Annotated in this window: 13 protein-coding genes; 8 read left to right on the top strand and 5 right to left on the bottom strand. The window is 45.3% G+C overall.

The window, feature by feature from the left end:
• The first annotated feature begins 18 nt into the window (after positions 1–18).
• The 6 genes from Y697_RS14290 to Y697_RS14270 all read left to right on the top strand — a co-directional run bounded on the left by Y697_RS14290 (position 19) and on the right by Y697_RS14270 (position 7,861).
• Positions 19–897, top strand: coding sequence for a DMT family transporter (locus tag Y697_RS14290; RefSeq protein WP_121552464.1), 879 nt, complete (start codon positions 19–21; stop codon positions 895–897).
• Complete coding sequence (locus Y697_RS14285; protein WP_121552463.1) at positions 894–1,556, top strand: response regulator transcription factor; 663 nt, start codon at positions 894–896, stop codon at positions 1,554–1,556. Before Y697_RS14290 ends, Y697_RS14285 begins: the two co-directional genes overlap by 4 nt.
• A 40-nt stretch (positions 1,557–1,596) precedes the next feature.
• The gene (locus tag Y697_RS14280; protein WP_259462599.1) at positions 1,597–2,823 is read left to right on the top strand and encodes a HAMP domain-containing sensor histidine kinase; all 1,227 of its coding nucleotides are present in this window, start codon (positions 1,597–1,599) and stop codon (positions 2,821–2,823) included.
• Positions 2,820–4,334, top strand: a complete 1,515-nt coding sequence (locus tag Y697_RS14275; protein WP_121552461.1) for a 1-acyl-sn-glycerol-3-phosphate acyltransferase — start codon at positions 2,820–2,822, stop codon at positions 4,332–4,334. Before Y697_RS14280 ends, Y697_RS14275 begins: the two co-directional genes overlap by 4 nt.
• Before the next feature lie 1,102 nt (positions 4,335–5,436).
• A complete protein-coding gene (locus Y697_RS14785; RefSeq protein ID WP_183083833.1) occupies positions 5,437–5,712 on the top strand; it encodes a hypothetical protein in 276 nt (91 codons plus the stop codon).
• A 358-nt stretch (positions 5,713–6,070) separates the two neighbouring features.
• Positions 6,071–7,861, top strand: coding sequence for a bifunctional 2',3'-cyclic-nucleotide 2'-phosphodiesterase/3'-nucleotidase (locus Y697_RS14270; RefSeq protein WP_121552460.1), 1,791 nt, complete (start codon positions 6,071–6,073; stop codon positions 7,859–7,861).
• 465 nt (positions 7,862–8,326) lie between these two features.
• On the opposite strand, the gene Y697_RS14265 is transcribed toward Y697_RS14270, so the two are convergent.
• The 4 genes from Y697_RS14265 to Y697_RS14250 all read right to left on the bottom strand — a co-directional run bounded on the left by Y697_RS14265 (position 8,327) and on the right by Y697_RS14250 (position 19,059).
• The gene (locus Y697_RS14265) at positions 8,327–13,528 is read right to left on the bottom strand and encodes a NosD domain-containing protein (protein WP_121552459.1); all 5,202 of its coding nucleotides are present in this window, start codon (positions 13,526–13,528) and stop codon (positions 8,327–8,329) included.
• A 67-nt stretch (positions 13,529–13,595) separates the two neighbouring features.
• A complete protein-coding gene (locus Y697_RS14260; protein WP_121552458.1) occupies positions 13,596–14,975 on the bottom strand; it encodes a hypothetical protein in 1,380 nt (459 codons plus the stop codon).
• 113 nt (positions 14,976–15,088) lie between these two features.
• The gene (locus tag Y697_RS14255) at positions 15,089–18,466 is read right to left on the bottom strand and encodes an InlB B-repeat-containing protein (RefSeq protein ID WP_121552457.1); all 3,378 of its coding nucleotides are present in this window, start codon (positions 18,464–18,466) and stop codon (positions 15,089–15,091) included.
• Entirely contained in the window at positions 18,463–19,059 is a 597-nt protein-coding gene (locus tag Y697_RS14250; RefSeq protein ID WP_121552456.1) for an InlB B-repeat-containing protein, read from the bottom strand. The genes Y697_RS14255 and Y697_RS14250 overlap by 4 nt, the downstream gene beginning before the upstream one ends.
• A 435-nt stretch (positions 19,060–19,494) precedes the next feature.
• Here Y697_RS14250 and Y697_RS15160 point away from each other — a divergent pair, with 435 nt between their 5' ends.
• Together Y697_RS15160 and Y697_RS14240 are read left to right on the top strand one after the other, a co-directional pair.
• Entirely contained in the window at positions 19,495–19,695 is a 201-nt protein-coding gene (locus tag Y697_RS15160; protein WP_409071778.1) for an AbrB/MazE/SpoVT family DNA-binding domain-containing protein, read from the top strand.
• Positions 19,679–20,077, top strand: coding sequence for a hypothetical protein (locus Y697_RS14240; protein ID WP_121552454.1), 399 nt, complete (start codon positions 19,679–19,681; stop codon positions 20,075–20,077). The genes Y697_RS15160 and Y697_RS14240 overlap by 17 nt, the downstream gene beginning before the upstream one ends.
• A 62-nt stretch (positions 20,078–20,139) precedes the next feature.
• Here Y697_RS14240 and Y697_RS14235 read toward each other — a convergent pair whose 3' ends face one another.
• On the bottom strand, positions 20,140–21,225 hold the full coding sequence (locus Y697_RS14235; RefSeq protein ID WP_121552453.1) for a DUF4097 family beta strand repeat-containing protein: 1,086 nt from the start codon (positions 21,223–21,225) through the stop codon (positions 20,140–20,142).
• Between the last annotated feature and the right edge of the window lie 95 nt (positions 21,226–21,320).

The following is a 21,320-nucleotide window of genomic DNA, read 5'->3' as shown; positions in this document are numbered from 1 at the left end:
GGGGAACGTATCTCTTAGATGAAGCAGAAGTCGAAGGCATATGTCAATTTATTACTGGTAGTAATTTTCTGGGGAATGACCTTTCCGGTACAGAAAAACATACTGGAAGGTCTTTCTCCAGTATTCTATAATACTCTTCGGTTTTCGATTGCCTTGATTGTCCTGGTTCCTCTGAGGAAGAAGCTAGGTCTGAAACTCACAAATAAGAGCCTCTACCAGGGTCTTATTCTAGGGCTTTTCCTTTCCGGAGGTTATGTATTTCAAACTTGGGGACTGGTTTACACTACTGCATCGAAGAGTGCTTTCATTACCGCACTGTACGTGGGACTCGTTGCAATTATCGGCCCTATTGTCGAGAGGCGCGTCCCTAGCAAATATCAAATTCTTGCTCTTGGTATCTCCCTTGTGGGACTTTACTTCTTGACAACACCCGAGGCTGGATTCAATTTCGGCGACTTGCTTACAACCTTCTGTGCAATATCTTTTGCTCTACATGTTGTCCTTATTTCATATTTCACCGAAAGAGAAGAAGTGAAGGAAATGGAGCTTCTCGTGCCTCAGTTTGTGGTTGTCGTTCTTGTCAATTCAATGCTGATCCCATTTGTCAAGGGCGAAGTCTTCGTTAATGGATCAATAATCTTCGTTGCATTATTCTCGGCAGTTTTTGCCACGATTTTCGCTGTTACAGTACAATTGAAGTACCAGAGATTTCTCGGTTCCGTTGGTGCCTCACTGATCTATGTCGGCGAGCCGGCCTTTGCACTGTTCTTCGCAATGATATTGCTGAAAGAGATTCCAGGTAAAATGGAAGTGCTCGGTCTTTTGTTTATGACGGCAGGAATGATATTTGGAGGAACCTCTTCCTTTATCATGAGAGATAGGAGTGTGAAGAATTGATTGGGAGGATTTTGGCTGTTGAGGACGATATACACATTGCGAAACTTCTCCGAATGGAGTTGGGTCACGAGGGATATGAAATAGAAGTCTTGAGCAACGGAAATGAAGCTTTGAAGTATTTGGAAAATGAACTTCCGGATCTCTTGATTCTTGATGTCATGCTGCCGGGAATCGATGGTTTCGCCGTGCTTGAGGAAATCAGAGAATATATTTCGACAGACCTGCCTGTAATAATGCTAACTGCAAGAGGCGAAGTGAAGGACCGGGTACGCGGATTGAAGAGCGGTGCTGATGATTATCTGCCAAAACCCTTTGTTATTGAAGAGCTTTTGGCAAGAATAGAAGCTGTCCTAAGGAGAAAGGGGAAAGTGGAGAGAATCAGCTACCACGAACTCATGCTCGACCTTCAGTCTCGTGAGGCCTCCGTCAGCGGAGAACCTCTTCAACTAAGTCGAACCGAATTCGACCTTCTGGCCGCTTTACTTTCTAATGCAGGCATTGTAATGTCGAAAGAGAGATTACTGGAAAAGGTTTGGGGCAGTGAGGACTGGGGCAACCCTAACGTTGTAGAAGTTTACATCAACTACCTGCGAAAGAAACTTGGAAAGACCGGTGAAAGAATCAAGACCGTCAGGGGATCGGGCTACGTTGTCCGCTAGACGGAAACTCTCAACTTCAACACAGGTAGCCATCTATTCGGTGGTGCTTGTAGTGTTCATCCTCTGTGCATCGGCTCTCTTCGTGTATGCTGTTTCTGAGAACGTCTTCATCAGAAATTACTCTTCAGAGATGAGAAATATATTCATGGATTCCCCTATGGGAAAGGGATTTGGTTATGGCATGGGCAGAATGTCGATAGGGAGGGGGTCCACGGAGTTCTACGTAAAAATCGATGAAACGGTAGTTCAGAATCCCTCAGAACTTGTCTCGGTTCCCGATGTAGAAGGCTACGTGAGAACAAGAATAGAGGGGAGTTCCTACCTTCTTTACGGTTTCTGGAACGGAACTGAGAAAGTCGTCCTGGGAGCAAGGATGGACGATCTTGATTTCTTTCTTGAGAGTCTGGCTACCACACTCCTTCTCTCGCTTCTTGTAGGAGTCGCACTATCGGTAGTTGGCGGTTTCTTTCTTGGAGACAGGGTTTCCAGGCCAATAAAAGACACTTCGCGTTTGCTCAAAGAAATTACTATGGATGATCTTTCCAGGCGAGTCGAGACTGAGCCGAAAACTAGCGAGCTTGCTGAACTGAAAGAATCTCTCAATAAGGCTCTGGACAGGATAGAAGATGGATACAGCAGGCAGGAACAGTTCTCTTCAGATATTGCACATGAAATTCGGTCTCCGCTCACTGCGATACTCGGATTCTCAAGACTGATCAAGCGCTGGGGCTCTAGCGATCCCGAGGTCGTAAAGGAGGCTGCCGATAGCATTTCAGACACTGCAGACAAAATGATGACAATCACTGAATCCCTTCTATTCCTCTCACAACCAAGTATTGAGCTGAACACCACTACTTTCAACATCAGAGAATTGGTGGACGAGCTGGTTGGCAGCATAAATTCTGCGGAGTCAAATGACTTCAGAATTGATGTGGCGGATACTGACATCAGTTCAGATAGAGTTCTACTGAAGATCGTTCTCAAGGTTCTTGTCGAAAACGCTCTTAAATTCGGAAAAGGTGGACCTATTGAGATCGTTTGGTCAAATGGCGTGCTAAGTGTTAGGGACTATGGAAAGGGTATCGAGAAGGACGAAATAGACAAGATATTTGACCGATTTTACAGAAGCGATTCCTCTAGAGGCGGTCAAGGACATGGGTTAGGCCTATCCATTGCGAGCAAGATCTGCAAGGTCTTAGGGCTGTCAATCGGTGCCGATAACTGCACAAATGGAGGATCAGTGTTCAAAGTGGGGGGATTGAGATGAAACTAGTCTTTTCGATCGTTGAACTGGCGATAACATGGATTTTAATTCCAGTTCTGCTTTACGCAGGCGCTCCGTTTTCGGCGGCATTGGGTATGAGGATTTTCGGCTCCGTAATAATTGCCGGATCTCTTTTTCTGTCGATCTACTCCGCTTTGGTCTTGTATTACTGGTCGGGAAGACTTCCGACCTTTTTCTTCGGTCCCGAAACAACTGTTCAGAGCGGGCCGTACAGATTTGTCCGCCATCCATTCAGTGCAGGATTCATAGCCTTTATCTTTGGCCTCGGCATTCTCTGTGGAGATTACTGGAGACTGCTTTACGTTGTGGCTATCGGCGCAGCAGTTGTGCTGCATTCTCTTCTCCAGGAAAGGCTCGCAATAAAAAACATCGATGGCTACAAAGAGTATAAAGAAGAGATACCATTCATGTTTCCTGATCCGAGAAGGCGAATTTCCTTTGACAAGTCCAGATCAGTCCCGTGGCAGTTTATCGTCGCTTCCTTCGTTGTAAAGCTCGTTATCCTCTTTGTTCTGCCTTCGAAAGTAAAGAACTCGAAAGTGCTTAGGCAGAGGCGTCCATTCGTAATTGCTCTGGCGCATCAAACCCACTTTGATGGTCCACTGATCTTTTATTCCACGTGGCGATATATAAGATTCGTGGGCACAGCCATTTATGTTGACAGATTAGGATTACTGGGTTGGTTGAGCGTAATCCCGGTCAGAAGATATGCCGTAGATACTTCGGCGATCAGGCAGATGCTCGCGACAATTAAGCAGGGAGTTCCTCTCGGAATTGCACCGGAGGCAGCAAGATCGTGGGACGGCAGGCCTCTTCATACAAAAAGAGAGATCTGGAAGCTGTTCAGAATGTTGAAGATTCCCATAATTCCAGTCAAGTTCTTCGGAGTTCAGAGACTTTGGCCAAGATGGTCGAAGATATTCTCTATCGGTACTTCCACTATTGAATTCGGAAATCCCGTTGAAGCCGATGATCCTCAGCTCGAAGAAAAGGTTATGGATTTTCTGGGCAAGGAGGATCCCACATTCAAACTCCCTTACCGGAACTACAAGCACATCGAAAAGCTGATATGGCGCTGTCCTAGCTGCGGAGCCATATCCTCAATCAAAGGATTCAGAAGCGGCTTTTCCTGCTCTTCCTGTGGGAAAAGCTGGACAAAGCCAACTGTGAATGAAGTCATTCAAATACATGACAAAATCATGCCGGGAAGCATGGGGCTGTCCTTTCCCATAAAGGATGAGGTCATATATAATGAGAAAAAAGTTGTTGCGACTATGTATGAAGATCACGCGATTATCGGAGACTACAGGCTAGATTACGACCTAATAAAGAACTCTAGTATTGAGAAAAGCATTGAACCGGTCTTCGGGATTGCGAATGAAATGGTAAGCTTCATATCGACAACAAGTGCACTGATGTGGCAGGAAGTTGTCGACTTTCAGATCAAATTTAGACTTAAGAAAGAAAACTACCACACTGATCTCTGGGGATAGCTACCGGGATGTAACGTAACCGAGGTTAGGGGTCAGGGTCAGAGGTTGGAAGAGCAAAGGAACTGGTTGACCGTTGAGCGGTTCTCCGTTCTCCGACGAACTGTCTGTCCTCCACAGTTTCCCGTACGAGAAGATCGAGATTCTGACTAGGAGCATTGTCAGAATGACAGAGTGTGATGCTTTCTGATTAACCTAAGGCCGTCATCCCGTAGTGATTCTATGCGGGATCTGGGCTTTGAGAACGATCGGGGTCGGGGTTAGCAGGTTGCGGGTTCGTAAGAGCAAAAGAAACTCGTTGACCGTTGAGCGGTTCTCCGTTTTCCGAATAAAAAACCTGTTCTTGGTTCTCCGACGAACTGTCTGTCCCCCACAGTTTCCCGTACGAGAAGATCGAGATTCTGACTAGGAGCATTGTCAGAATGACAGAATGTGATGCTTTCTGATTAACTTAGGCCGTCATCCCGTAATGCTCCTATACGGGATCTGGGCTTTGAGAACGATCGGGGTCGGGGTTAGCGGGTTGGGGGCAACAACAGAAGAAGTGATGCAGAATTAAAGTTATCTGATCAGAACGAACTTATTTTGTCATCTGAAATGCTCCTGTTAAGGATCTGGGCTTCGTAAAAAAGGCCGGGGTCGGAGGTCGGGGGTTGCTGGTTCGTAAGAGCAAAAGAAACTGGTTGACCGTTGAACGGTTCTCCGTTCTCCGAAGAAAACCCGTTCTTGGTTCCAGAGCGAAGATCTGTTCTTCGTTCTTGGGCAAGGTGATGATTCAAGAGCGTTTGGACTCCAACCAGTCATGAAAAACAGCACTCATCGGAAACTCTCTTCTGGTTTTTGGCTTTCAAAATGGAGCTGGCAATTTGCAACTGCCTTTCACAGCTTAAAGCAGCTTCTAGATGCGAGATCCCGTGCAGTTTCCCTGAACAGAATCTTTTCAGGGCAGGCGCTACGCGATGACAATTTAAGATGACTGTGCAGTTCTCTTGTAGGGGCGAACGGCCGTTCGCCCGAAAAAGGTCCTGGTTGGAATCTCTGCCTTTTACGCGAAAAATGGGACATGAGGAGAATTGTCAGTCCCTATTTTCGCTCTCATCTTCTCGTGAGCGAAGCGAACGTCTCCGACGTGCTCTTTCTCGGTTTTTACAGCGACCAGCGGGGTTTCGTTCTTAAGCGTTCAGCGGCTCCTAGCCCGCGAAGCGGAACTGGCCAGCGCAGCAGACTGGCATGTTTTTTTGCAGCCCTGAGACCGCCGACGTTCCACGGCACATTGCGTCTTGTGTTCTACAGTAGAATCACTCTTAATCTCGGAGGACGGAGAACCGTTGACGGTGGACCTGATAATGCCTCCTGCCGAAGGCAGCCTTGCGTCCACTGATGCTCCTCAGTGCATTGCGTCCCGGCATGATCTTTGCCGGCATTGCGACCGCCGACGTTCCACGGCACCTTGCGTCTAGTGTTTTATAGCATCACTTCCTGGGATGTTCTTCCCAGAATCAATCCTGCTCTTGCCAGACCCGGCTCTTCCGTTTCTCGCTTAATTAGACAGCCTACTTCGAGTTACTGAGATGTGCCTTTTCTTTCTCAATGAGTCCATCTGATTATTGTAAGATAATACTGTTTCGAAACATTCTTTGAAATCCTCGATTATCTTCGGTAAGGCATTCTCACGGTCAGGGGGCAATCATTCATCCGGCAGACAACAGTGCTGGCCAACCTAATTGGAGGTGGAGCTATTGAACTGGAAAAAAAGAATTCCTGCAGTTGTCATCGTCCTGATTCTCGCTACGCTGATCCCCGCAATGGTTTTCGGAAAGACCTCGATTCATGAACTCGTGATTATGGGAACTACGGACCTTCACGGCTATGTTATGCCTTACGATTACCTGACTGTAGAAGAAGTGAGTGATTACGGCGCTGCCAAAACTTTCACTCTCATCAAGATGGCAAGGGAGCTGTACAATAACACTATTTTGATCGACACGGGAGATGCTATTCAAGGAAGCGTTCTCGCAGAGCGTGAAGCGCGAATAGATCCAATCAAATTGGGAGATACTCCCTCGATAATCAAAGCAATGAATATAATGGACTATGACGTAGTTGGAATTGGAAATCACGAATTCAATTTCGGCCTCGAGTATCTGGATCTCTCCATCGCTTCTGCTGACTTCCCAATGATCTCGGCAAATCTTTACAACGAAGAGACGCAAGAGCTCAGGTATGACCCCTATGTGATACTGGAAAGAGAAGTCGACGGAATTCCAATCAAGATTGGTGTTATAGCCTTTCTTCCTCCGGAAATTATGATGTGGGACAGAGTCCTCCTTGAAGGAAAAGTCTATGCTGAACCTATAGTGGACGCCGCTGCCAAGTATGTCCCTAAACTACGCGAAGAGGGCGTCGATCTAGTGATAGTATCCCTTCACCAGGGAAGTTCAGACGCTGAAGCAATGCTCGAAAACGTTGAAGGAATAGACGCCATCATCATGGGTCACAGCCACGGGAGAATTGCCGACACAATAGATGCAGTCCCGGTGACAATGGCAGGAAGCTGGGGAAGCTCCTTAGGTCTGATACATTTCCATCTTCTGAACCGTGATGGAGAGTGGGAGATATTCTCTTCATGCCCACAGCTCTGGCATGTCGATGAAGAAGTCGAAGCTGCTCCGGAGATAGTGGAAGCAGTCAAAGAACAGCACGAAGCAACCATTGATTATGTAATGGCCCCGGTTGGAGCGACAACCGTACCGATCAAGGGATACTTCAGCAGAGTAATCGATAACGAAGTCACTCAGCTCGTCAACGAAGCCCAGCTCTGGTATGCAAGTGAGTATTTCAAGGGAACTGAATTTGAAGGGATGCCACTGCTTTCAGCCGCAGCGCCATTCAGAACCAACACCAGTGTCGAAGCTGGAGACGTCAAAATAATGAATGCAGCAGACATCTACATCTACTCGAACACACTGCACGTTGTGAAAGTGAACGGAATCGAACTCAAGGGTTGGCTGGAAAAGTGCGCCGAGAATTTCAACCAAATTGATCCAAACAGTACTGAGGATCAGAACCTCCTGGCTCGTTTCTCATCGTATAACTTCGATGTAATCGAAGGAATAGACTATCAGATAGATGTCCGAAACCCGGTAGGTCAGAGAATTGTGAATCTCACCTATGAGGGTGAAGAGGTCGAAGATGATATGGAGTTCCTCGTCGTGACCAATAACTACCGCGCAGGTGGCGGCGGTTATCATCTCATCGACGCGGATATTGTCCTTTCATCGACGGTCGAGAATCGAAGCGTGATCATCGACTACATAATTGAACAGGGCACGATCACTCCCACACCATCGTATAACTGGTCTATTGCTCCTTTCGAATCGGCCGGGAGAATTACCTTCACATCCAATCAGGAAGCGGCCTCTCTCATAGACGAGCTCGGAATCAAGGGAATAAAATACATCGCAGACCGACTCTTCGAAGTAGATCTCATAGAGATCGCAGAGAACGTCCCTCAGGCAGTTGCCAATTAGGTCCTGATGTATTCAAACCGGGGGTCCCAGACCTCCGGTTTTTTCAATCATCCAATCCTCGGATGAACAACTTTCGTCAAACAGCCTACAACCAGAGATCTATACCTCGAACGTAACGAGCATAGATCGTCTCATGAGATTCCGTAATAACAAGACTAATGAGCTCGTACAGAAGTCTACACTATAGATGAATATATTTACTCAGAAGATCCATCTGAAACGCTTCAACACAGAGTTGCATGATAACTGAAAATTTCGTCCCTACTGAATCCTGTTGTTTTGATCCGGTTTTGGTTTGGATCATGTTTCAGCAGAAGACAGTTTTTTCTAAGGTAAATTCATTTGTCTGGAATCTCAAATAATCAAAAATCGACCTTGTGAAGTGACTGCAAGAAGTATTCGCAAGGTCGATTGCTCTTCTATTCGCAGACTGTTTTAGTTATGTCCGCGATATCTTCAAGTAGCTCAAGGTATATTGACCAAGTTACTTAGAACGGGCGGAACTGTTGTATAAGTTGCAGTTTTATAGTAATTTTCACAAGTAACTTGCGCACTACCTAGCTCGCCAAGGAGACCAGAACTGTAGTCAGTCTCTCCCCAGTAGTTTCCTGAGATTGTTAGAGAATAACTCCCAGCATTAAGACTATTTACGTTAGCGATTGCGTAGCTTTCCGAATTGGTGTTCATGATTACTGACTGCGAAATCGTTACGTTTTTCGGAGCGTCACCACGAAGAACTAGAGCAGTATCAGGATCTCCCAGCTGATCTACTGTGCATACAGAAGTACCAATCAGTACACTATTGGCAATATTCAGAGTAGTATCGGCTGGGGTCCCGGTTGACTGACCGGCTCGAATCCCGTAGCCAGGACCTTCAAACCAAAGTTTATTAACCTGAACATTGGTGGAGGCATTTAGATTAAGCCCGCTCTTGCAATCAACAAGTGTACAATTATCAATCTTGGCGCCTGTAACTGCACTCGCAAATTGCACTAGACTGTGCAAATAATATCCCTGGCAATCACTTATTATGAAGTCATAACCCGCTTTAGGGTTCCTTATCGCAACGAAACTCAGATCAGCAGGATTACCAGAAAAGGAGCAGTTTTCTATAGTGACGTTGTGAGCGTATCCGTTTGTCACTGCGCTTGGGTCTGTTGTTACTATGAAATCTTTACCGCCTTCAAAGCCTTCATCATCATAAGTGAATTCAAACCCACTGATTGTCAAAGATTCTTCACCATCGTGCCTGCCTTTACCATTGATTATCACAGTTCTCCTAAGAACAACTTCGTCTCCATCTACTGCCCGAAGCACGATATTCTTGTTCTCTTGCTGTGTTATGAGCAGTTGCTCATCGTACGTTCCCTCTTTCACCTCAATCGTGTAGGGTGTAGGTTCAGCAGGCTTATCGAGAGCGTAGAGATCATCAAAGGCAGCCTGGATTGTCGTGTAAGGAAGACCAGTGGTGATGTTTCTAACAGGAGCATATCCACCGCAAGGTCCTACAGCAGTAGTCCAGAATGGCGACCAGTTTACCAGACCCCTCACTTTACCAGCGATGACCACAGGATCGATTGAACCCCACCAGTTGCATGTAGCATTGATCATGTTCCCTGAATAGTGGGCCACTGCCATGCAGTTGCTGCCTTCTCCATGGATAAATGTGTTGTATTGTGCACTGACATCTACACCAACATTACTCGAGCCCCAATCTTCAACTTCGTTGTTTTTGAACTGGTTTCGAACAATAGACACGTCATTTAGGCCATCGGAACCGATACCCACATAGTTTGATTCAAGAGTATTTTCTTCTATGACAATATTACTGGAAGGGTTGATATACATACCTTGATACCAGCTAATAATGACGTTTGAACTGATTTCTACATTGCTTGCGTTATAGCCAAAGAGAATACCAGGACCGTCTGCTGGATCGTTTCCGCTTCCGACCAATTTGTTGCCGTTAATCTTATGTCCCGTAGTACCGCCTACTATGTATATACCGGCCTTTGCGTTGCTGTAGGCCACCCCGCCGCCAGATATCATGAATCCGGAGATCTCTACATTAGCTTCAGTTACTGCAATTGCTCCATTGATTTTGGTGCAGGAAGGATCTTCGTAACCTTCGCCGATTAGCTTGATACCTTGCTTGTTGATTATCACATTCTCATTGTAGGTTCCTTCAGCAACGTAAATAGTTCCATTTTCGTTGACGGCATTCAGCCCTTCAGCTATCGTCTTGAACGGATAAGTAGGACTACCCTCGCTCTTAGCCGAACTAGCATTTACGTAAATACTGTCAGGATTAACTCTCTGGTCTTCGATACTGGCGTTGTTATTGGCGCTCTTCAATGCCTCAAGGTCATCATAAGGCTCACCTAGAGTAGTCTCTATGAGAAGTGCAATATCGGTGGCATTGGCATCATCGCCAGTTCCCCAGGTATTTCCATTGAAAGTCATCAGTGCTCCGTCAATTACCCATCCTCGTGTAAGGTACACATGATTGTCTTTAATGCTTCCAGTAGTATTCGGATTGATATATGCGGGTTGCCTTAGCGAATAGATCTCATTGTTTTCGATAAGGACATCTGTAAGGCCTCCTGAGATTTCCATGGCACGACTTACTTCACCGTCACCTAACTCATAGCGTCCATAAATCTTGTTTGACTTTATTGACACCTCAGAAGCAAAAATACCGATTATGTTTTGAACCCCTGTCTTATCGGTCTTCTCAATCTCAAAGTTCTCGATCGTTGCACTTGCAGAAACGCTAAGGCGATAACCGGAACCACTAACCTGGAGCTTCGTTTTCCACTCTTCGTTTGTGACGACACCCCGGAGGGTTATGGCCTTGTTGATGTTTATCTGGGAATCGATCGTGTGAGCACCTTCGGAAACCTCAATCACATCTCCTGCATCAGCCGCATTAATTGCCGCCTGGATAGTGTCGTAACCCTTTTTCTTTGTGGTGTTCGTAACTTTGAACTTGCCGATCATGTCTCCCACTTCATTTACAGCAAATCCTTCGGGGAAGGTATTGCTAGATAGGACCGTTCCGAGATTCAGAGTGCCATCCAATCTGAGGGCTCCTGTTCTTACATTAATGAAAGCGTTGTTTTCGAACACAGCTACCGCATCATCAGAAACAGGCGAAGACATTCTAATACCAATAACAGTATCGAATCTGTATTCATCAATGATTTTGGCAGCGTCAATGGTATTATCCCTGAATTCGACTCTCGGAGCATCTCCTGATTTTGAAGATCCGAATGTTTGAACTTCTATTCCACGCCAATTTTTAGGTTCCACCACTGTTGGGTAAGAGGCAGCAGTTAGCTTGTTGTTAGTGATAGTCCATGTGCCTGAACCTTTCATGGCGTAATTGTGCCAGATACCTAATAACCATGATTCGAATTCATTATCGTGCACCGATCCAGTTCCAGAATTGGAGTATGGCTGAATTTGAATCGAATTTCCAACATTTTTCGTAACATTTTCAAACACATCCGCTCCGGCTCCCTGGATGTATATACTCGAGTTTGTCCATCTGACGTTATCGTGAACATAATTGTAGCTGATTTCCACGTTTTCAATGTATACGGTGTCTATTGGGATATCCGTTTTAATTGCAGTCGTGAATCCCTCGAAGGAATTGTTAGTGACTTTTAGACTACCCTTATATGAGAAAACTCCTCCCATATACTTGATTTCACTGAACAATCCTTCATTGCTAAAACTGAATCCATCAACAGTGACATTTTCAGACCCTATTTCTACCAATACCCTCCATTCTGTTATCACATCTTCGAGAGGACTGTCAAAATAGACAGGATCATCCGGGAATACCAATTTGGCTTCTGGAACTCTATTATCACTGAAGCCATGAGTTCCGGCGTTTGGACCTTCTAAAGTCAGCGGTTTCTCTATCACCAGTTGTTCAGCATATGTCCCGGCTCCCACGAAGATCGTATCGCCTGAATCTGCCTCATCAATTGCTGCCTGGATAGTGGAATAGAATGATCCGGTTCTTGAGTTCCATATGGTGCCGTCTAGAATTTCGACGTGTTGTGGAGGAGTGTCAAATGTGACATTCGTTCCGGGAGCAATGATAGCATACTCGATGAAATGCCCACCCGTGACTATTGCAGGACCGTCAAAAACGACCCTTGAGGCGCTTGCATTGAACGTAATTCCTTCTGCTCCGCAATAAACGTACAATGTAGAATTTTCAGCGTTCCAGACAAGATTGTTCTCGCAGAAGTATTCATTCCACGTTCCTGCTGAAACGCCATTGATAGTTACCTCACCAGTTACATCTGCATAGTTGTTGAACGTTGCATTCGGCGCGTTGACTGTGAGATCGCCTTCAATTTCGCCTGCATAGAGGTTTATCGTGCCTGACTCATTCATATCGAAGTTCAAATCACCTGTCAGTGTGTAGCCGTTGAGGTTGATGTCAACCAACCTTCCTACAACATTGGGGGTTCCCGAAATGTCAGAGCCGAAAACTATCGAAGTAAAACTATCACTGGCAATAGCAGCGTTAAGCTCATCGAGAGTCTTGACATAGTTGAAGTCTGTCGGTTTTGGTACTGCCCAGTTCTGTGCCATGATAACTAGATCAAGTAGATCCACATCAAGATCAGGCTTCGCTTCTGTGTAGATATCTTCCCAAGCTCCGCCGTAGGCCTTCTTAGCAGGGCCAATGTCGTAATAGGCTAGCAGATCTGTAATAACTGTGTAGGTTTCCCTGTAATATGTTGCGAACTCCCCAAGATCTGCCGTTCCCACTATGCCGTCAAGATTGAAATCACCCAGGAGTTTGGGATCTCCTATAGTAATAAAGCCACCTGTACCAACAGCCGAAATGTAAACGGGATTCCATTCTGAATTGGAATCGAAGACTGTGACCTGAACGTTTTCGAGAGTTACCTGAGAAACTGTTTTTACGTCTTTAGAATTGAATGTGATTTCCAAAAGCTCTGTTGGAGCCACAATAAAAACACCGCTTTTATCAGGATAACCAGCATACACGTTGATTACACCAGTGGAACTGTAATCAATCTCACTTATACTTGCTCCCGAGACTCTGTTTGTGACCCCAGTAATCTCTATGTCTGCTGGGTCATATTTCACGACAAAGCTGAATCCGTTAATCGGAGTATCAGAGTAGTCTACGATGTTAAGGTTCTTCGCACCGATTGCTAGTTTGTTTCCTGATACGTTAGACGAAACCCATGTATCCTGTACATAGACTCCATCTTTAGGAACCTGTGACTGCGGTCCGTATTCTTCCTCAAGCTCCACTCCCATCGTTTCTATAGAAAGCTTCTTTAGATCTGTGAAGCCTCCCCTGATGGTCATTACCGTTTCGCCTGATTTGAACTTTCCACCAATCGCCGTGGCAATATATGTACCATCTTCAAACTGTTTCACGATGGCACATGTTCCTTTTGCGCTGACTTCACTCTCTTCGACTCTGGCCTTCAGAAACACTTCAAGCCCTGAGAGCTCTTTTGCAGCCTTCACTTCAATTGATCCATTCTTAAGAATGAAGATCGCTTCTTCAGTTTCAAGCTGAGCTGTGGGTGCCATCTTGAAGCAACCAGATGCAAGCAGCGCGATCATCATTGCCATGAAAACAATATACGCAAGCTTCCTCATAAACCCTTTCCTCCCTTTTCAATCAATTTGTGTTGACCTTCCCTTTCAGCAGGGTTTACACACAACTCTATGGAATTATGGTTGCATAGTTGAATAGCGTGACATCAGGACCCGTGAAGTTGAACGAACCCTCAATTGTGCCGTCAAAGATTGTCATATTACCTGAGATACCTGCAGGAATATTAACGCTAAGATCTCCTGTGAGCGTATATCCATTGAGATTTACATCGACTATTCTTTCTATCACTGATGGGCTTCCAGTGATATTCGCACCAAGGACTATCAGATCTGCATCACCATCAATTGCTGCATTGAGCTCGTTGATATTCTTCACAAATGTGGTGTGATTTGCAGGTCTGGAGAAGTAGTAATTCTGTGCAAGCACGACAAGATCAACGATATCGATATTCCCGTCTTTGTTTGCTTTTGAGAATATTTCTGCCCAGTCATTTCCGTAGAATCTGGTTGCGGGACCAATATCGAAGAAAGAGAGAGGATTTTCGGGATCAGTACCGACATCGTAGATCTCTCTATAGTGCTCTGCAAAAAGCGGAAGATCCTGTACATTCACAGTGTCATTTAGGTCGAAATCTCCAAGAAGCACCGGGTCGCCAACAGTAATGAAACCGGAAGTAGCATCGACAGTCTCCTTTATTGGCAACCAGGATTGACTTGAATCAAGCCAGGTGAACTCCGAAGAATCAAAACTGATTTCTGAATTGGCATATGTTATGCCGGTTTTCACATTATAGAAGACCTTGTAGAGATTTACCGGCGTTGCACCAATTGTTAGTTCCGAGTTTCTCTCATATGCCAGAGCCAGTTCCAGTTTTCCATTGGCGTTAGTGTCGGTGATGTCTGACTGAATTTCCGTCAGGCCAGGTTTGAGGCTTGTAACGGCGGTGATCTCAATGGTTGAGTTATCAAATCCCACAACGAGATCAAATCCCGCGATAGGTTCGTCCAAAACGTTTCGGGCTCCAATAATAAAGAACCCTGCCCCTTCAGGTTGAACCCACGTGTCCTGAACGTAAACTCCGTTGACAGGTGCGCTAGACTGAGAGACAAATTCTGTGTTCTTCAACACGCTCTCGGTAACTATGCCGAGATCTGCTGGTGAAGTGAAATCTCCTGCGATTCTTGCTATCGTTTCTCCCTTCTTGAACCCATTTCTGCCTTCTGCTATGGCTATCACAGTTCCCTTTTCATAAGGGACTATTACCTTCAATGGAGTTTGTGTATCCACGTCCTCGGGTTCGACTTCTGCCTCAAGATAGATGTCGAGTCCGTAGAGATTCCTTCTGGCCACCACTTCAATCAAACCGTTTTCCACCAGGAAGACTGCGTCTTCAGTTTCATACTTGAAAGAGTCATGGTGGACACATGCACTGGAGAGCAGCAACATTGTAGCAAGGATAATCAGTAGCACGCAATTTCTCATTTTCATTCATCTTTCCTCCTTTTTATTGAGCTTGAAGATTAGAGTATCAATGTACTTCCAGTTGAGAATTATCCGAAACCATTCATTTCTCCAAGTGGCCACTGGTTCAGAAGTCTCGCCTACTGAACTACAATATTTCCGTCAATCAACGAGATATTCTCAATAGGTTTTATATCGCCGTCAAGAACAACTGTTTTAACATGCACTCCAGTAGTTGCTGTGTACTCAGCAAATGAAAGAGCAGTGCTTCCACTGACTGGCTTTGTCTCCATCATTATTCTGAGAATTTCTGTCTCTTCAACAACAGACGCGGCAGTTTTCAAACCGAAGTTGAGATCCAGCAAGTATTCATTGTCAGGAATCTTGTCGCTCCAGACGGTAACCGGCCCCGATTCCTTTATCGGTGTTAAGTACTGGACGGTATATTGTGGTTCTTTAACAAAGAAGTCTGGATCAAACTCCAAGACAATTGTCATTCCCTTTATCGCGGGTAGATCTCTTGCGGCAACAGTGATCCATACATAGGTTCCTGAAGCAACAGTCTCACTCTTTATGATTAGAGTTCCATCTCCAGGAACAGGTGCCCTGTTTACAGTTATCGTATATGTCTTCTTCGTTCCGTCTTCCGCAGTCACTTCTATCGTTATGGTCGTGCTTTGCCCCGCGGCATTTAGTGTAATTGTCTTGCCTGTACCGCTTTCTGCTACCTCTTCGTTTATTGTCATCGATGCTTTTGTATCCGAGAGAGTTGCAGTAATTGTGAGCTCTGTTGTGTCATGTGATACATTCACGTTGTACGTTTCGATATCTTTGTTGAAAATGGGATTGAGCAAACCAGGAGACACAACAAGGTCTTCAAGATCGGCATCATTTGAGAGGATTCTTCCGAAAAGCGCAGAGATATTGTGGTCTGAAGTCACGTTGCCGAATGTGTAGCTGGACACCTTGCCGACAGATGAACCATCTACAAAAACATCGTCTATCTCGTATCCCGAGTCTGGAGTTATGGTGAAGCTCTCGCTTGCTCCGTGTTCGACGACGACATTGCCAGATGGAGAGATGCTTCCCCCGCTTCCTGCAGTCGCCACTATCGTGTATGTTTTCTTCTTGAAGGCAGCTTCGATCGTGTGGTCGGAGGTCACACTGTCGAAGGTGTAGCTGGATACCTTACCGACGGATGAACCGTCCACAAGCACATCGTCTATCTCGCATCCCGAGTCAGGAGTTATGGTGAAGCTCTTGCTCGATCCGTGTTCAACGACGACGTTGCCCGACGGAGAGATGCTTCCCCCGCTTCCTGCAGTCGCCACTATCGTGTAGCTGCCCCTGGACAGTTCGACGTTTACGGTAACGTCCCGATCAATAACATCGACGAAACCCGACTTGCTCTGATAACCAGTCTTTGAAACCGTGTAAGGTTTGTCGTTGCCCGGTATTACCCCGGTGAATGTTACCGTTCCATCGATACCGGTAGCGAGCTGTTCACCGTTGAACGAGACGGTCGCTCCTGAAACGGGAGCCGATTCACTCGATACCACGAACGTGACATTGAACACGGGAGGCGGTGTCTCTTCAAAGAGGGCGTGGATAGTATGGCTGGAGGTTATGTTCTGGAAAGTGTAGCCTGTTTTAGGTCCGATGGATTCACCATCGACAAGCACATCGGAAATGAAGTATCCCGAGTCTGGAGTTATGGTGAAGCTCTTGCTAGCTCCGTGTTCAACGACGACGTTGCCCGACGGAGAGATGCTTCCTCCGCTTCCTGCCGTAGCCACTATCGTGTATGTTTTCTTCTTGAAGGTAGCTTCGATCGTGTGGTTGGAAGTCACGTTGTTGAAGGTGTAGCTTGACACCTTACCGATAGATGAACCATCCACAAGCACATCGTCTATCTCGTATCCCGAGTCTGGAGTTATGGTGAAACTTTTGCTCGCTCCGTGTTCGACGACGACGTTGCCCGACGGAGAGATGCTTCCTCCGCTTCCTGCCGTAGCCACTATCGTGTATGAGGTTTTCGAGAAGTTAGCCACTAGATCCCTGTCGGATCCTATTATGAATGAAAATACGGCGCTGTTGCTAACCTGTCCTCCATTTTCAGTCCAGTTAATGAAGTTCCAACCTTCGTTTGGGGTTGCTACTACGGTCACACTGTCGCCATATTCATAAACTCCCTCTCCCGAAAGTGCACCGGCATTCTGAGGACTTGCCGATAAACTGACTGAGTATTTCTGTCTATTGAGCTTCACTTCTACTGTCTTATCCTCGTTCTCAATATCTATGGTTCCCTGAGCGGACACATAGCCTGTCCTGGAAACTGAATAAGGTTTGCTCTTTCCTTGCGCCACTCCCGCAAAGAGGGCTTCACCATTTGCATCTGTCGAGATTGTCTCGCCATTGAAAGTGACGGATGCGTTTTCTAGTAAACCCGCTTTGTCTGAAACAATGAACTTCACGCTATAGGTAACAACTGGTGTCTGACTGAAAATAGCGCGAATTGTATGATTCGAAGTGATGTTTTCAAATATGTATGTATCTCTGGGTCCCGCCGAGTCGCTGTCTACCAGAACATCAGATATGAAATAATCTTCCTCCGGTTGAATGAGAAAAGTCTGACTCGCCCCGTGAGTAACAAGAACAACACCTGAAGGACTTATGGTTCCCCCTTCTGTATGTGAAGCAGTTATCGTGTAGATCTTGTGAGTGAAGTTAGCAATGTAGGTCGCATCTTCTGTTGCTTCAAAAGTGAAGTATTTTTCTTCAGAGACCGGCACATCTTCAAGAGTCCAGTTTACAAATCTGTAGCCATCCGAAGGAGTTGCAGCGATGGTCACACTTTCTCCCTCACTATAGATACCATCGCCAGACGTTATACCCCCATCCGCAGGGTTTGGAAGCGTGTTTATCTTAACTGTTTTCTTCGTAATGTAAATTGCGTGAAGCAGAACTGGCGAATATACACCGATTCTAATAGAGGGTGTACACTCTGCTGGGAGAAATCTATCTGAAAGCTCAACAGACCAGTGCGAAAACTCCATTCCAGATAGCTCTGGCGCGCTGATCAGGATTTCTTCTCCATATTGATGCCATTCTGTGTAGAACTCTTGCGTGAAAGTTGAGCCTTCCGTGATTGCGAAGGCAGCTACCTTGAAACTTGCAGAGATTTCTATTCCTATTTCAGTTGGTTCACCTTTCTTTATCTCAATCGTTCTTGAAGTCTCCGTAGAATTATCGCTCCATGAGACAAAGTAGTATTCAGCATCATATCCCTCGATTTGTAGATTGAGATCATGCATCTGAACTTCTTCGATTTCCAGGCTTACTCTCTGTCTCTCCTTCACTATGGCTGAGAAGGGAGTGTGCTGTTTGGCACCATCAATGTGGAACTCAACTGAATCAACCGGTTCTGAGGTCAGACAAATCATTGAGTTCTTCACGAAGCAGGAAGTGAAGAGGAACGACATACCCACCAAGAGTAAGAGGATGAATGTCTTCTTCATATTTCACCCTCCTCATTGTAGACAGCTCTTAACAGTACCGGAGTTTCCATTGTGATAACGATCAAAGGAGTACTGCTCAATCCGGTCTCCAACATTTTTTCGGTCTGTACTTCCCATCCAGCAAAAGAGTAACCTTCGTAGGATTCGGCCGTCAGTTCTATGCACTCTCCTGCAGAAAACCATCCAGACAGATCATCTCTTGAAATGTCTTCCTCTCCAAAGTTCTCGACATACTCAAGTCTGTTTTCGAAATCAAGTATTGCGATGAGCTCGCTTCCGTTTTTGATTTCCAACTCGACAGTCGTTGCACTGCTCGAGACAAGCCCTGACCACTCCAAAAAAATCGCTTTTGTATCAACTCCTTCAATCCAGCTGCAAGTGTCTAGCAAATGCACCGGTTCAACCGAGATTTCCTTCATTTCGTTTTCTTGGACTGACAGAAGATAGGGTGTCGTTACGCCACCTCCGTCTATGAAAACCTCAACTTCAGAAAACGGTAGGGATTTAATCAACAACACGCTTGTCGTCTTGCAACAGGATATAAACAAGAAAATCGAAAGAAGTATCAGAACAGAAAGAAGTTTGATTCGCATATAAGACCTCCAGACATCGAAAACACATTGTTAAGGTAATAACACAATTCCCACATTATAAATACTATCATCGTCAATCGATCAGATCAAAACCGGGTAAGGAAACTCTAAGCTCTATATCCCTTTCACTATGAGGAATACATTAGGTTGGTGAATTCCATTCGGTATGTTTATAGCTGCTATTTGCTCCCTAATTGCTATTAGCGGTGGTTCTTAACAAATGCTTGATTCAAGCGTGAAGGCCAATGTTAATTCTGAAACTTACAAATCATTCGTTTCCAAATTCGGCGGTCAATGAGTTATAATTCTTATGACCTTAATGCAACAAAAATAAGTACAGATAGTTAGAGTTCTTAATTGAATTCATACTTACGGAACAACATAGGCAAAGTAAGAATATGAGAGCTATTTACATTAAGTAAGGAAAAGGGTGAGGTGATTCTTTTGGATACTAGCTTATCAAGCAAGGGGCAGCTTACTTTACCAGTAGTGATCAGGAGAAGATTAGGATTGAAGAAAGGAACCCGTCTAAGTGTAGAGCTTCGAAACGGTGAGATTGTACTTGTACCAAAGAGGGGCTTTGAGAACTTAAGGGGGTTCTTAGGAAGGGATCGCAGAAGTGAAAGCAGTAGATGAGACGGTACTAATGACTTTTCTGACAAACAATCCTCCTCAAGAAGCGGTAAAATGTGAACGCTTGTTCGCAAGAGCGGCAAGAAAAGAGGAACAGATTTTCCTCCCATTCGTTGTTTTGTGGAAATTGGCTGGTGTCTTGGAAGAAAGAGTTGCAAAAAAAGATGAGATTATTGCGCTCTTTAGAGATCTTTTTGCTCTTAAAGGAGTTACCGTCGGCTCTGCTAAATTCACTAAGCAAGTTTTCAGCGTCTACGAAAGCACGGATCTGGCCTTTTCGGAAAGTGTACTTGTTGGAGCTATTCAGGAGAAGGGACTGACTCAGTTGTACACTTACAGTGACAACTCGCTGAATGATCATCTGAAAATCATAAAACCAGAATAAACTATCATTCATTGATAATGCTTTCCAAGAATTGCAGGAGAGAATCCGACTGCAATTTGACTCTAGATCGAATTCTCTTTCTTGCGATTCTGGATTGAAATGTTGGAATTACTTGTCTTCAGAGTGATGAGGAGGCCGTTGCCGCCATTGAGATTACCCTTCATACTTGTAGAAGTTGAGCTGATTACGGCTACCATAAGATCCTTCAGGTTCACACTGCCATTTGTTGTCGATGCGTCAAACTCAGCTTTCAGAGAATCATCTACCAAGAGGTTCACTTGTCCGTTAGTGGTCATTATTTCGAAAACACCTGTTTCGGGCAGAAGAGCGTCGCACAGTATTCTTGCGTTGGAGGTTTTTAAGTAATTTCCGCTGCCAAAGAGTGTGCTCTCAGTGACTGTAATTGCTCCGTTCGTGGAATTTGCCGAAATATTGATAGTTCCCTTTTTGATTGTTATCGGAGCATTGCTTGTCTCTATGATGAAGGTTCCTGATATTCCACTTGCTTCAAAAGCACCGTTGGTGGATTTGAGTTCCATGACCCCGGCACACTCTTCGACAAAAATGGGCGAATTAGAGGTTTCAAGCGTTATGCTTCCCGAGACGGAGATAAGCTCCAAACCTCCATTGCTGCTTCTGCCTCTTATTGAGGCATTGAGTGATCTGAAAACCATTGCGCCGTTGCTGGTATTCACTGTGATATCTTCCACCGTTTCCGACGGAACACTCAGATAAATTGTTGTTGCCTGCCCCCTGAATTCGTTTGTTTGAGATAGTTTGGGAACAATTACAGTAAGTTTTCCATCCATTGCATTGATGACCGGTCTAGTCTTTTCGAGATACTCTTCTTTGAGATTTTCGTCTGCAACTCTAATTGACCGCTCTACCTTGATTTCAACATAATCTCTATTCCAGCCCACTACTTCGACCTTTCCGTTCTGGCTGTCGATTTCCAATGAGTTTATTTTCTCGGTGACTGTCTCTGAGAAGTCTTCGTTGAACTTCACTCCATTGAATGACCAGCCAGAACTAAAGCTGAATCCCAGAATTTCAGGACGGATTATCACTGCTGCACCAATCAAAAGGACCCCTATTCCTAGCAGAAGTCCCGCAAGCGCCAGACCTCTCCTTCTGTTAGTTTTCCTCATAACATCACTCCCATTCGTACATCGCGGCCAGTCAGCTCTCGACAATATATCACTAAATTAAAGAGTTTTCAAGTTATGCGTTGTTACCGAGAATC

Source organism: Mesotoga sp. BH458_6_3_2_1 (assembly GCF_003664995.1).
In the GTDB taxonomy this organism is placed as follows: Bacteria; Thermotogota; Thermotogae; order Petrotogales; family Kosmotogaceae; genus Mesotoga.
This window is presented reverse-complemented; position numbering and strand designations above follow the sequence as displayed.